Origin of the sequence: Enterobacter sp. Y17, from assembly GCF_019730495.1 — a bacterium.
GTDB lineage: Bacteria > Pseudomonadota > Gammaproteobacteria > Enterobacterales > Enterobacteriaceae > Enterobacter > Enterobacter asburiae_B.
Map to the genome: position 1 here is coordinate 99095 of NZ_JAASKP010000002.1, position 13735 is coordinate 112829.

At 53.8% G+C, this 13735-nt stretch carries 11 protein-coding genes and 2 tRNA genes; 12 read left to right on the forward strand and 1 reads right to left on the reverse strand.

The annotated features are described in order from the left end of the window. Positions 1 to 8: 8 nt before the first annotated feature. The 5 genes from ftsH (at position 9) to HCH49_RS14760 (ending at position 4872) form a co-directional block, all read left to right on the forward strand. Positions 9 to 1943, forward strand: coding sequence for an ATP-dependent zinc metalloprotease FtsH (gene ftsH / locus HCH49_RS14740; protein WP_029739626.1), 1935 nt, complete (start codon positions 9 to 11; stop codon positions 1941 to 1943). A 98-nt stretch (positions 1944 to 2041) separates the two neighbouring features. Further along, positions 2042 to 2890 (forward strand): dihydropteroate synthase, encoded by an 849-nt coding sequence (gene folP, locus HCH49_RS14745; protein WP_023309340.1) that lies wholly within the window; start codon positions 2042 to 2044, stop codon positions 2888 to 2890. Next, positions 2883 to 4220: a phosphoglucosamine mutase gene (gene glmM, locus HCH49_RS14750; RefSeq protein WP_023309339.1), complete on the forward strand. Its 1338-nt coding sequence runs from the start codon at positions 2883 to 2885 to the stop codon at positions 4218 to 4220. Before folP ends, glmM begins: the two co-directional genes overlap by 8 nt. Before the next feature lie 223 nt (positions 4221 to 4443). Then, the gene (secG, locus tag HCH49_RS14755; protein ID WP_023333590.1) at positions 4444 to 4776 is read left to right on the forward strand and encodes a preprotein translocase subunit SecG; all 333 of its coding nucleotides are present in this window, start codon (positions 4444 to 4446) and stop codon (positions 4774 to 4776) included. Positions 4777 to 4785: 9 nt separating this feature from the next. Continuing rightward, positions 4786 to 4872 (forward strand) — tRNA-Leu (locus tag HCH49_RS14760). A gap of 192 nt (positions 4873 to 5064) precedes the next feature. On the opposite strand, the gene argG is transcribed toward HCH49_RS14760, so the two are convergent. Beyond that, the gene (argG, locus tag HCH49_RS14765) at positions 5065 to 6411 is read right to left on the reverse strand and encodes an argininosuccinate synthase (RefSeq protein ID WP_024906366.1); all 1347 of its coding nucleotides are present in this window, start codon (positions 6409 to 6411) and stop codon (positions 5065 to 5067) included. 287 nt (positions 6412 to 6698) lie between these two features. Here argG and HCH49_RS14770 point away from each other — a divergent pair. The 7 genes from HCH49_RS14770 (at position 6699) to rpsO (ending at position 13546) form a co-directional block, all read left to right on the forward strand. Continuing rightward, positions 6699 to 6775: transfer RNA gene (locus HCH49_RS14770), tRNA-Met, on the forward strand. A gap of 207 nt (positions 6776 to 6982) precedes the next feature. Beyond that, positions 6983 to 7435, forward strand: coding sequence for a ribosome maturation factor RimP (rimP, locus tag HCH49_RS14775; RefSeq protein ID WP_014833432.1), 453 nt, complete (start codon positions 6983 to 6985; stop codon positions 7433 to 7435). Positions 7436 to 7463: 28 nt separating this feature from the next. Further along, the gene (nusA, locus tag HCH49_RS14780; protein WP_029739628.1) at positions 7464 to 8966 is read left to right on the forward strand and encodes a transcription termination factor NusA; all 1503 of its coding nucleotides are present in this window, start codon (positions 7464 to 7466) and stop codon (positions 8964 to 8966) included. A 24-nt stretch (positions 8967 to 8990) separates the two neighbouring features. Beyond that, a complete protein-coding gene (gene infB / locus HCH49_RS14785) occupies positions 8991 to 11678 on the forward strand; it encodes a translation initiation factor IF-2 (protein ID WP_029739629.1) in 2688 nt (895 codons plus the stop codon). Between the two features lie 89 nt (positions 11679 to 11767). Then, a complete protein-coding gene (gene rbfA / locus HCH49_RS14790) occupies positions 11768 to 12172 on the forward strand; it encodes a 30S ribosome-binding factor RbfA (RefSeq protein ID WP_003024988.1) in 405 nt (134 codons plus the stop codon). Beyond that, positions 12172 to 13122, forward strand: a complete 951-nt coding sequence (gene truB / locus HCH49_RS14795) for a tRNA pseudouridine(55) synthase TruB (protein WP_221702924.1) — start codon at positions 12172 to 12174, stop codon at positions 13120 to 13122. Before rbfA ends, truB begins: the two co-directional genes overlap by 1 nt. A 154-nt stretch (positions 13123 to 13276) precedes the next feature. Beyond that, positions 13277 to 13546 (forward strand): 30S ribosomal protein S15, encoded by a 270-nt coding sequence (gene rpsO, locus HCH49_RS14800; protein WP_003861789.1) that lies wholly within the window; start codon positions 13277 to 13279, stop codon positions 13544 to 13546. The last annotated feature ends 189 nt before the right edge of the window (positions 13547 to 13735 follow it).

Consider the following 13735-nt stretch of genomic DNA (forward strand, 5'->3'; position numbering starts at 1 on the left):
TGAGTGACATGGCGAAAAACCTAATACTCTGGCTGGTCATTGCCGTTGTGCTGATGTCAGTATTCCAGAGCTTTGGGCCCAGCGAGTCGAATGGCCGCAAGGTGGATTATTCTACCTTCCTGCAGGAGGTCAATCAGGACCAGGTTCGCGAAGCGCGTATCAACGGACGTGAGATCAACGTTACCAAGAAAGATAGTAACCGTTACACGACTTACATCCCGGTGAACGATCCTAAGCTGCTTGATAACCTTCTGACCAAAAACGTCAAGGTGGTAGGTGAGCCGCCAGAAGAACCAAGCCTGCTGGCTTCTATCTTCATTTCCTGGTTCCCGATGCTGCTTCTTATCGGCGTCTGGATCTTCTTTATGCGCCAGATGCAGGGCGGCGGTGGCAAAGGTGCCATGTCGTTCGGTAAGAGCAAGGCGCGTATGCTGACGGAAGACCAGATCAAGACCACCTTCGCTGACGTCGCCGGTTGTGACGAAGCGAAAGAAGAGGTGGGTGAACTGGTTGAATACCTGCGTGAACCGAGCCGTTTCCAGAAGCTGGGCGGTAAGATCCCGAAAGGCGTGCTGATGGTTGGCCCTCCGGGTACCGGTAAAACCCTGCTGGCGAAAGCCATCGCAGGTGAAGCGAAGGTGCCGTTCTTTACTATTTCAGGTTCTGACTTCGTCGAAATGTTCGTGGGTGTCGGCGCATCTCGTGTGCGTGACATGTTCGAGCAGGCCAAAAAGGCAGCACCGTGCATTATCTTCATCGATGAAATCGACGCCGTGGGCCGCCAGCGTGGCGCAGGTCTGGGCGGTGGTCACGATGAACGTGAACAGACGCTGAACCAGATGCTGGTTGAGATGGACGGCTTCGAAGGTAACGAAGGTATCATCGTTATCGCGGCGACTAACCGTCCGGACGTACTTGACCCCGCGCTGCTGCGTCCAGGCCGTTTCGACCGTCAGGTTGTTGTGGGTCTGCCGGACGTTCGCGGTCGTGAACAGATTCTGAAAGTTCACATGCGTCGCGTACCGCTGGCGCCAGATATCGACGCGGCAATCATTGCGCGCGGTACCCCGGGCTTCTCCGGTGCTGACCTGGCGAACCTGGTCAACGAAGCTGCTCTGTTTGCCGCTCGCGGTAACAAGCGCGTCGTGTCGATGGTGGAGTTTGAGAAAGCGAAAGACAAAATCATGATGGGTGCGGAACGTCGCTCCATGGTGATGACGGAAGCGCAGAAAGAGTCCACGGCATACCACGAAGCGGGTCACGCGATTATTGGTCGCCTCGTGCCGGAACACGATCCGGTGCATAAAGTGACGATTATTCCGCGCGGTCGTGCGCTGGGTGTGACCTTCTTCCTGCCTGAAGGCGACGCGATCAGCGCCAGCCGCCAGAAGCTGGAAAGCCAGATTTCGACCCTGTACGGCGGTCGTCTGGCAGAAGAGATTATCTACGGTGTGGAACATGTTTCTACCGGTGCGTCCAACGACATTAAAGTTGCGACAAACCTGGCGCGTAACATGGTGACGCAGTGGGGCTTCTCCGACAAACTCGGTCCGCTGCTGTATGCAGAGGAAGAGGGTGAAGTATTCCTCGGCCGTTCTGTGGCTAAAGCGAAACATATGTCCGATGAGACGGCTCGTATCATCGATCAGGAAGTAAAATCTCTGGTAGAGCGCAACTATGCACGTGCTCGCCAGATCCTGACCGACAATATGGACATCCTGCATTCGATGAAAGATGCGCTCATGAAATATGAGACCATTGATGCACCGCAGATTGACGACCTGATGGCGCGCCGTGAAGTGCGTCCGCCAGCAGGCTGGGAAGACCCAGGCGCTTCCAATAATTCTGACAACAATGGCACCCCGCGTGCGCCGCGTCCGGTTGATGAACCGCGTACGCCAAACCCGGGCAACACCATGTCAGAACAGTTGGGCGATAAGTAAGTCACTGCTGTTGAAGCGTTTGTCTGTACCTCAAACCCTGGAGCTTGCTCCGGGGTTTTTCATTTCTGTTTAACGATATAGATACCAGGGATTTCGCCATGAAATTATTCGCTCAGGACTCGCATCTCGATCTTTCACATCCCCATGTGATGGGGATCCTGAATGTTACCCCTGACTCCTTCTCTGACGGCGGCACGCATAACACGCTTATCGAGGCGGTTAAGCACGCGAATTTAATGATTAATGCGGGTGCCACCATTATTGACGTGGGCGGCGAATCGACGCGTCCTGGTGCGGCTGACGTGTCTGTGGAAGAAGAGCTGGCGCGCGTGGTGCCGGTGGTTGAAGCTATCGCGCAGCGGTTTGAAGTATGGATCTCCGTTGATACCTCTAAACCCGAAGTGATTCGTGAAGTGGCGAGAGTGGGCGCTCACATTATCAATGATATTCGCTCGCTCACTGAGCCCGGCGCACTTGAAGCTGCGGCAGAGACCGGGTTACCGGTATGCCTGATGCACATGCAGGGCCAACCGAAAACCATGCAGGAAGCACCGAAGTATGATGATGTCTTTGCCGACGTGAATCGCTTCTTTATTGAACATATTGCGCGCTGCGAACGTGCAGGTATCCCAAAAGAGAAATTGTTGCTCGACCCGGGGTTCGGTTTCGGTAAAAATCTCTCCCACAATTATGCGTTGCTTGCGCGCTTATCGGAATTCCATCACTTTGACCTGCCGCTGCTGGTGGGGATGTCGAGAAAGTCGATGATTGGGCAGTTGCTGAACGTGGGGCCGAGCGAACGCCTGAGCGGCAGCCTGGCCTGCGCGGTGATTGCGGCGATGCAGGGCGCGCACATTATTCGTGTCCATGACGTCAAAGAAACAGTAGAAGCCATGCGTGTGGTGGAAGCCACACTGGCAGCGAAGGAAAACAAACGCTATGAGTAATCGTAAGTATTTTGGTACCGATGGTATCCGTGGGCGTGTAGGCGATGCTCCCATCACTCCTGATTTTGTCCTGAAGCTCGGCTGGGCTGCTGGCAAAGTGCTGGCGCGTCATGGTTCCCGTAAGATCATTATCGGTAAAGACACCCGTATTTCCGGCTATATGCTGGAGTCCGCGCTGGAGGCGGGTCTGGCGGCGGCTGGACTGTCCGCTTCCTTTACGGGCCCAATGCCAACGCCTGCTGTCGCGTATCTGACGCGCACTTTCCGTGCGGAAGCGGGGATTGTTATCTCAGCTTCTCACAACCCGTTCTACGACAACGGCATTAAATTCTTCTCCATTGACGGCACCAAGCTCCCGGATGACGTGGAAGAAGCCATTGAAGCCGAAATGGAAAAAGAGATCACCTGTGTAGATTCCGCAGAGCTGGGTAAAGCGAACCGTATCGTTGATGCGGCGGGCCGTTATATCGAATTCTGTAAAGGTACCTTCCCGAATGAGCTGAGCCTGGCTCACCTCAAAATTGTGGTGGACTGTGCTAATGGCGCGACCTATCACATCGCCCCGAATGTTTTCCGCGAACTGGGTGCGAAAGTCATCACCATTGGCTGCGAGCCGGATGGTCTGAACATTAACGAGCAGGTGGGGGCAACTGATGTTCGTGCCCTGCAGGCACGCGTTCTGGCAGAGAAAGCCGACCTGGGCATTGCGCTGGACGGCGACGGTGACCGCGTGATCATGGTCGACCACGAAGGTAATAAGGTCGACGGCGATCAGATCCTCTACATCATTGCCCGTGAGGGCCTGCGTCAGGGCCAGCTGCGCGGCGGTGCGGTGGGCACGCTGATGAGTAACATGGGCCTGGAACTGGCGCTGAAACAGCTCGGTATTCCGTTTGTCCGCGCGAAAGTGGGTGACCGCTATGTGCTGGAAAAACTGCAGGAGAAGGGCTGGCGCATCGGTGCAGAAAACTCGGGTCACGTGATCCTGCTCGACAAAACTACTACCGGGGACGGTATCGTGGCCGCGCTGCAGGTGGTTGCCGCGATGGCGCGCAACCATATGAGCCTGCACGATCTGTGCAGCGGGATGAAAATGTTCCCACAGATCCTGGTTAACGTACGCTTCACTGCCGGTAAAGGCGATCCGCTGGAAAACGAGAACGTCAAAGCGGTGATGGCTGACGTTGAAGCGGCCCTGGGCAATCGTGGACGCGTGCTGCTGCGTAAGTCCGGTACTGAACCGCTGATCCGCGTGATGGTGGAAGGTGAAGACGAAGCGCAGGTAACCGAATTTGCACACCGTATTGCGGACGCTGTGAAAGCTGCATAATCGTGCACGCTAAATGTATAAAAAGGCGGCTTTTGTCGCCTTTGTTTTAAGCAATTAATGGCTTTTTGCTGTTTTTTTCCGCAGTTGATACAATGCGTCAAAAATGCCCTTGCGAAGGTCATTCGCTTTGGTTAGTATTCACACCCGCTTCAGTGGGAAACAAAAATCCTGCTAATTGGTCGAAGCATTGGTATGCGGCAAATCCGCAAGGAACAGGTTGATTATGTACGAAGCTCTTTTAGTTATTTTCCTTATTGTAGCCATCGCTCTCGTAGCGCTGATCATGCTGCAGCAAGGTAAAGGCGCTGATATGGGAGCCTCCTTCGGAGCAGGCGCTTCCGGTACGCTGTTCGGTTCAAGTGGTTCTGCGAACTTCATGACCCGCACAACGGCGATTCTGGCTACGCTGTTCTTCATCATCAGCCTTGTGCTTGGCAATATCAACAGCAACAAGACCAGCAAAGGAAGCGAGTGGGAAAATCTGAGCGCGCCAGCGAAAACTGAGCAAACTCAGCCAGCTGCACCGGCTAAGCCAACCAGCGATATCCCGCACTAAGTATTCTGTACCGAGGTGGTGGAATTGGTAGACACGCTACCTTGAGGTGGTAGTGCCCTAACGGGCTTGTGGGTTCGAGTCCCATCCTCGGTACCAATATTCCAGAAAAAAGACGTCGAAAGACGTCTTTTTTTTCGTCTGTAGATTGCGAGATCTCCGATCTTTTGTAGGGCGGGTAAGCGCATGCGTCAACCGCCATGTTGCCCTGTGGCGCTGCGCTTACCGGGCCTACGAAAATCAAAATAAAAAAGGCGCCCTGTGGGCGCCTTTTGCACGTTACATCAGCGATTACTTCTTATCGCTGTGCTCCAGGTTTTCAACCTGCGGCAGACCGTTACCTGAACTGGCGGAGAGCAGGCCATTCTCAACATAGTTGAACAGCTTCTCGCGGGTATCGGTGATGTCCAGGTTACGCATGGTCAGCTGACCAATACGATCGTCCGGTGAGAACACGGATTCACCTTTCTCCATGGTCAGACGCTCTGCTTTATAGGTCAGGTTGTCAGACACGGTGTTCAGGATGGAGTAGTCGTTGCCGCGACGCAGCTCCAGCGTCACTTCACCGGTGATCGCGCTTGCCACCCAACGCTGCAGCGCATCACGCAGCATCAGCGCCTGTGGATCGAACCAGCGGCCCTGATACAGCAGTTTACCCAGTTGACGGCCATGAGAGTGATACTGCTCGATGGTGTCTTCGTTGTGAATGCCGGTCAGCAGACGCTCGTAAGCGATGTGCAGCAGTGCCATTCCCGGGGCTTCATAGATGCCACGGCTTTTCGCTTCGATGATACGGTTTTCAATCTGATCGCTCATGCCCAGACCGTGACGACCGCCAATACGGTTAGCTTCCAGCATCAGCTCAACATCATCAGAGAAGGTTTTACCGTTCAGCGCAACCGGATGGCCGCGTTCGAAACGCACGGTCACTTCTTCAGCCTGGATTTTGACGTTCTCGTCCCAGAACTTCACGCCCATGATCGGGTTAACGATCTTCACGCTGGAGTTCAGGAATTCCAGGTCTTTCGCTTCGTGCGTCGCACCCAGCATGTTGGAGTCGGTGGAGTAGGCCTTCTCGACTGACATCTTATAGTCGAAGCCGCAGGCGATCATAAACTCGGACATTTCATGACGGCCACCCAGCTCGTCGATGAAGTCGGTATCCAGCCACGGCTTGTAGATCTGCAGTTCGGCGTTGGTCAGCAGGCCATAACGATAGAAACGTTCAATATCGTTACCTTTATAGGTGCTACCGTCACCCCAGATGTTCACGCCGTCTTCTTTCATCGCTGCAACCAGCATGGTGCCGGTGACCGCACGGCCCAGCGGGGTAGTGTTGAAATAGGTCAGGCCGCCGGTGGTGTTATGGAACGCACCGCACTGAATAGCCGCGATACCTTCAGCGACCAGTTGCTTACGGCAGTCAATCAGGCGCGCGTTCTCTGCACCATACTCTTTAGCGCGACGAGGAATGGCATCGTAGTCGTCCTCATCCGGCTGACCCAGGTTCGCAGTATAGGCGTACGGAACCGCTCCCTTCTGGCGCATCCACAGCAGTGCAGCGCTGGTATCCAGGCCGCCTGAGAAAGCGATGCCAATACGTTGTCCTACCGGAAGATGCTTGAGAATCGTCGTCATAGAATAAAACCCTGCTTGATTGACTGATTAGAGACCGCTTTCGCTCTCTTGTGCATTTTTATGCAAAATAAGTGAGTATTCATTTAATCATCTTTTGGCGAAGACCGGAAGAGAGTCGTGCGTTTTTTGTAAAAATTTTGGTCTAATTGATCTGGCGGAAGTTGGGTTGACAGGTGGGGTCAACTATCAATATACTAAACGCCGATTTTACGTCCCGTCTTCGGTACCAAATCCCAGCATTATTTGCAAATTCTGTCCAAAACGCGTAGAATTTGCCACGTTTCAGGCGCGGGGTGGAGCAGCCTGGTAGCTCGTCGGGCTCATAACCCGAAGGTCGTCGGTTCAAATCCGGCCCCCGCAACCACTTTCCCATAAAGTTCTTTTTCAAATATACTGTGAAGACTTAGAGCCTTCGTAGCTGGATTTGAAAAAATTCTTTCGGAAAGTGCTCCAGGCCACAGTTGTGGCTATAGGGTTCAGTTATCTAAAGCCCCGATTTATCGGGGTTTTTTGTTATCTGACTACAGAATAACTGGGCTTTACGCCCTTTTTTTATGTCTTGGGGGTGGGCTTGTCCACATTAGAGCAAAAATTAACAGAGATGATTACTGCACCGGTCGAAGCACTGGGCTACGAACTGGTCGGCATCGAATTCGTTCGCGGCCGTACATCGACGCTGCGCATCTATATTGATAGTGAAGATGGCATCAATGTTGATGATTGTGCTGATGTCAGCCACCAGGTGAGTGCGGTTCTTGATGTTGAAGACCCGATTACCGTTGCGTACAACCTGGAAGTTTCCTCACCTGGCCTCGATCGCCCGATGTTCACGGCCGAGCACTATGTGCGCTTTACCGGTGAAGAAGTGGCTCTCGTTCTGCGTATGGCCGTACAGAACCGCCGTAAATGGCAGGGAATTATCAAAGCCGTTGATGGTGAAATGATCACGGTGACAGTCGAAGGCAAAGATGAAGTGTTCGCGCTGAGTAATATCCAGAAGGCGAACCTGGTTCCCCACTTTTAACAGTCTGGATTGAGGTGAAAAGCCCGCGATGAACAAAGAAATTTTGGCTGTTGTTGAAGCCGTCTCCAACGAGAAATCACTGCCGCGTGAGAAGATTTTCGAAGCGCTGGAAAGTGCACTGGCTACAGCAACCAAGAAAAAATACGAACAAGAGATCGATGTTCGCGTAGAAATCGATCGTAAAAGCGGTGACTTCGATACATTCCGTCGTTGGGTAATCGTTGAAGAAGTGACCCAGCCGACCAAAGAGATCACGCTGGAAGCTGCCCGTTTTGAAGACGAAAGTCTGAACGTGGGCGAGTACGTTGAAGATCAGATTGAATCTGTCACCTTTGACCGTATCACGACCCAGACCGCTAAACAGGTTATCGTGCAGAAAGTGCGCGAAGCCGAGCGCGCGCTGGTTGTCGATCAGTTCCGCGATCAGGAAGGCGAAATCATCACCGGCGTGGTGAAGAAAGTGAACCGCGACAACATCTCCCTGGAGATCAAATCCGAAGGGTTGCCGGGTAACGCTGAAGCCGTGATCCTGCGTGAAGATATGCTGCCGCGTGAAAACTTCCGCCCAGGTGACCGTATTCGCGGTGTTCTGTACGCCGTTCGCCCTGAAGCGCGTGGTGCACAGCTGTTCGTGACCCGTTCTAAACCAGAAATGCTGGTAGAACTGTTCCGTATCGAAGTGCCGGAAATCGGTGAAGAAGTTATCGAGATTAAAGCGGCGGCTCGCGATCCGGGCTCCCGTGCGAAAATTGCGGTGAAAACCAACGACAAGCGTATCGACCCGGTCGGTGCTTGCGTCGGTATGCGCGGTGCGCGCGTTCAGGCAGTTTCGACTGAGCTGGGCGGCGAACGTATTGATATCGTTCTGTGGGATGACAACCCGGCGCAGTTCGTGATCAACGCAATGGCTCCAGCTGATGTGGCGTCTATCGTTGTTGACGAAGACAAACACACCATGGATATCGCTGTTGAAGCGGGCAACCTGGCGCAGGCAATCGGCCGTAACGGCCAGAACGTACGCCTGGCGTCACAGCTGAGCGGCTGGGAACTCAACGTAATGACCGTTGATGACCTGCAGGCTAAGCATCAGGCTGAAGCCCATGCGGCGATCGATACCTTCACTAAATACCTGGATATTGACGAAGACTTCGCCACTGTTCTGGTTGAAGAAGGTTTCTCTACGCTGGAAGAACTGGCCTATGTGCCAATGAAAGAGCTGCTGGAAATTGACGGTCTGGATGAACCAACCGTTGAAGCCCTGCGTGAACGCGCTAAAAACGCACTGACCACCCTGGCACTGGCTCAGGAAGAAAGCCTTGGCGATAAGAAGCCGGCTGATGACCTGCTGAATCTGGAAGGTCTTGATCGTGCGATTGCGTTCAAGCTGGCTGCCCGTGGTGTTTGTACGCTGGAAGATCTCGCTGAGCAAGGCGTTGATGACCTGGCTGATATCGAAGGTTTAACCGACGAGAAAGCCGGCGAGCTCATCATGGCCGCACGTAATATTTGCTGGTTCGGCGACGAAGCGTAATAAACTGTAGCAGGAAGGAACAGCATGACTGATGTAACTGTAAAATCGCTGGCTGCTGAGATTCAGACCTCCGTGGACCGCCTGGTACAGCAATTTGCTGATGCAGGGATCCCGAAGTCCGCTGATGACTCGGTGACCGCGCAAGAAAAACAAACCTTGTTAACGCACCTGAACCGTGAACACGGTTCTACGCCTGACAAGTTAACGCTGCAGCGCAAAACGCGTAGCACGTTAAATATCCCTGGTACCGGTGGCAAAAGCAAATCGGTACAAATTGAAGTCCGCAAGACGCGCACCTTTGTAAAACGTGATCCGCAAGAGGCAGAACGCCTTGCCGCGGAAGAGCAGGCACAGCGTGAAGCGGAAGAACAAGCTCAGCGTGAGGCGGAAGCAACCGCCAAACGTGAAGCAGAATTAAAAGCTGAACGTGAGGCCGCAGAAAAAGCGAAACGCGACGCAAGTGATAAAGTGAAGCGTGACGCTGCGGAAAAAGACAAAGTGAGCAATCAACAGACAGACGAAATGACCAAAACCGCCCAGGCTGAAAAAGCCCGCCGTGAAAATGAAGCTGCCGAGCTGAAGCGTAAAGCGGAAGAAGAAGCCCGCCGTAAGCTGGAAGAAGAAGCTCGCCGCGTCGCCGAAGAAGCGCGCCGTATGGCAGAAGAAAACGAGAAGAATGGTGTGAATACCGTTGAGCCGACTGAAGACACCAGCGACTATCACGTGACCACTTCTCAGCATGCGCGTCAGGCTGAAGATGATAACGACCGTGAAGTTGAAGGCGGTCGTGGCCGTGGCCGTAATGCAAAAGCAGCGCGTCCGGCGAAAAAAGGCAACAAACACGCTGAATCCAAAGCTGACCGTGAAGAAGCACGCGCTGCTGTTCGCGGCGGTAAAGGCGGTAAGCGTAAAGGTTCCGCTCTGCAGCAGAGCTTCCAGAAGCCTGCTCAGGCCGTTAACCGTGACGTCGTGATTGGCGAAACCATCACCGTTGGCGATCTGGCGAACAAGATGGCGGTTAAAGGCTCTCAGGTCATCAAAGCGATGATGAAACTGGGCGCCATGGCGACCATCAACCAGGTCATCGACCAGGAAACCGCACAGCTGGTTGCTGAAGAGATGGGCCACAAAGTTATCCTGCGTCGTGAAAACGAGCTGGAAGAAGCAGTAATGAGCGACCGTGATACTGGGGCTGCGGCTGAACCGCGTGCACCGGTTGTGACCATCATGGGTCACGTTGACCACGGTAAAACCTCTCTGCTTGACTACATTCGTTCTACTAAGGTTGCCTCTGGTGAAGCGGGTGGTATTACCCAGCACATCGGTGCTTACCACGTAGAAACCGAAAACGGCATGATCACCTTCCTGGATACTCCAGGCCACGCAGCGTTTACCTCAATGCGTGCTCGTGGTGCTCAGGCAACGGATATCGTTGTACTGGTTGTTGCCGCAGACGACGGCGTGATGCCACAGACCATCGAAGCTATCCAGCACGCGAAAGCGGCGCAGGTGCCTCTGGTTGTTGCAGTCAACAAAATCGATAAGCCAGAAGCCGATCTGGACCGCGTGAAGAACGAACTGTCTCAGTACGGCGTTATGCCGGAAGAGTGGGGCGGTGAAGCGCAGTTCATCCCAGTATCTGCGAAAGCGGGTACCGGTATCGATGACCTGCTGAACGCGATCCTGCTGCAGGCTGAAGTACTGGAGCTGAAAGCGATCCGTAATGGTATGGCGAGCGGCGCGGTGATCGAATCCTTCCTGGATAAAGGTCGTGGTCCGGTTGCAACCGTTCTGGTACGCGAAGGTACCCTGAACAAGGGCGACATCGTTCTGTGTGGCTTCGAATACGGCCGCGTTCGTGCGATGCGTAACGAACTGGGTCAGGAAGTTCTGGAAGCGGGTCCGTCCATTCCGGTGGAAATTCTGGGCCTGTCCGGTGTTCCGGCTGCCGGTGACGAAGTGACCGTTGTGCGTGACGAGAAGAAAGCGCGTGAAGTTGCGCTGTATCGTCAGGGCAAATTCCGTGAAGTTAAACTGGCTCGTCAGCAGAAATCTAAACTCGAGAACATGTTTGCCAACATGACCGAGGGCGAAGTTCACGAAGTGAACATCGTTCTGAAAGCTGACGTTCAGGGTTCTGTGGAAGCGATCTCCGACTCCTTGCTGAAACTGTCTACCGACGAAGTGAAAGTGAAGATCATCGGTTCTGGCGTAGGTGGTATCACCGAAACCGACGCGACCCTGGCTGCGGCCTCCAACGCTATCCTGGTTGGCTTCAACGTTCGTGCGGATGCATCTGCGCGTAAAGTAATTGAAGCCGAAAGCCTGGATCTGCGTTACTACTCCGTCATCTATAACCTGATCGACGAAGTGAAAGCAGCGATGAGCGGCATGCTGTCTCCGGAACTGAAACAGCAGATCATCGGTCTGGCTGAAGTACGTGACGTGTTCAAATCACCGAAATTCGGTGCGATCGCGGGCTGTATGGTTACCGAAGGTAACATCAAGCGTCACAACCCAATCCGCGTACTGCGTGACAACGTGGTTATCTACGAAGGCGAGCTGGAATCCCTGCGCCGCTTCAAAGATGACGTTAACGAAGTCCGTAACGGCATGGAATGTGGTATCGGCGTGAAGAACTACAACGACGTTCGCGTTGGCGATATGATCGAAGTGTTCGAGATCATCGAAATTCAGCGTACCATCGCTTAATTACCGATTGTAAGCCGGGATCGCCTCGCGCCACCCGGCAATAATTTTAAAAGGGGCTTTTAGCCCCTTTTTTGTCTGGAGAATTTATTATGGCGAAAGAATTTGGTCGCCCTCAGCGCGTAGCGCAGGAAATGCAGAAAGAGATCGCGCTCATTCTGCAACGTGAAATTAAAGACCCGCGCGTCGGCATGATGACCACCGTTTCCGGTGTCGAAATGTCCCGCGATCTGGCGTATGCAAAAGTGTTCGTCACCTTCCTGAACGATCAGGACGAAGCGGCAGTGAAAAACGGCATTAAAGCGCTGCAGGAAGCCTCTGGTTTCATCCGCTCCCTGCTCGGCAAAGCGATGCGCCTGCGTATCGTGCCTGAGCTGACCTTCTTCTACGACAACTCGCTGGTCGAAGGTATGCGTATGTCCAACCTGGTGACCAGCGTGGTTAAACATGATGACGAGCGTCGTGTTAACCCGGCGGACGACAGCAAGGAGGACTAATGAGTCGTCCTCGTCGTCGCGGTCGCGACGTGCATGGTGTGCTGCTGCTGGATAAACCCCAGGGCGCTTCCAGCAACGACGTGCTGCAGAAAGTTAAGCGTATTTATAACGCCAACCGTGCGGGCCACACCGGCGCGCTCGATCCGCTGGCAACGGGCATGCTGCCGGTCTGCCTGGGAGAGGCGACAAAGTTTTCCCAGTACCTGCTCGACTCCGATAAGCGCTACCGCGTTATCGCTAAACTGGGCCAGCGCACGGATACCTCCGACGCGGATGGCCAGGTGGTGGAAGAGCGTCCGGTGACGTTCAGCGCGGAACAGCTTGATGCTGCGCTGGAGAGCTTCCGTGGGGACACGATGCAGGTGCCGTCGATGTATTCGGCGCTGAAATATCAGGGCAAGAAGCTCTACGAATATGCGCGCCAGGGCATTGACGTCCCGCGTGAAGCCCGTCCGATAACCGTGTATGAGCTGCTGTTTATTCGCCACGAAGGTGATGAGCTGGAGCTGGAAGTACACTGTTCGAAAGGGACCTATATTCGCACCATCATCGACGATCTCGGTGAAAAGCTGGGCTGCGGTGCGCATGTGATTTACCTGCGCCGCCTGGCGGTGAGCAAGTATCCGGTGGAGCGGATGGTCACCCTGGAATATCTGCGCGAGCTGGTAGAACAGGCGGAAGCGCAGGGGATTCCACCGGCAGATTTGCTGGATCCTTTGCTGATGCCGATGGACAGTCCGGCAGCGGACTTCCCGGTTGTTAATCTTCCTTTAACATCGTCCGTTTACTTTAAGAACGGCAACCCGGTTCGTACGGCACAAGCGCCGCTGGAAGGACTGGTACGCGTGACCGAAGGTGACGAAGGGAAATTCATCGGTATGGGCGAAATGGATGGCGAAGGGCGCGTTGCGCCGCGTCGTCTGGTTGTCGAATATCCGGTCGACGCGTGACGGTGATAACGGCTCACCTTGCGATAAGCAGGGGAGACGAGTAGAATATCGCCGCTTAACGCCTGGTAAATTGTTTAACAATCTGCGGGGCGTACATGGGATTGCTGAATTAGAGATCGGCATCCTTACATTCTTTATACTTTGGAGTTTGAAAATGTCTCTAAGCGTTGAAGCTAAAGCTAAAATCGTTTCTGAGTTTGGTCGTGGTACTAACGACAGCGGTTCTACCGAAGTTCAGGTTGCACTGCTGACTGCACAGATTAACCACCTGCAGGGTCACTTTGCAGAGCACAAAAAAGATCACCACAGCCGTCGTGGTCTGCTGCGTATGGTTTCTCAGCGTCGTAAACTGCTCGACTACCTGAAACGTAAAGATGTTGCACGCTACACCGCGCTGATCGAGCGTCTGGGTCTGCGTCGCTAATTCTTGCGAGTTTCAGAAAAGGGGGCCTGATGGCCCCTTTTTTCAACCAGACGGCAGCAATTCACTGGAAACTATTGTATTGTTGCTATAAATGATCTTCATTGCAGAGGTTCGCGCGGCTAATGAGAGGCTTCACCCATGGGGGTGTTGGTTGTCATTAGTCGCGAGGATGCGAAGAAGGTCGGGTTA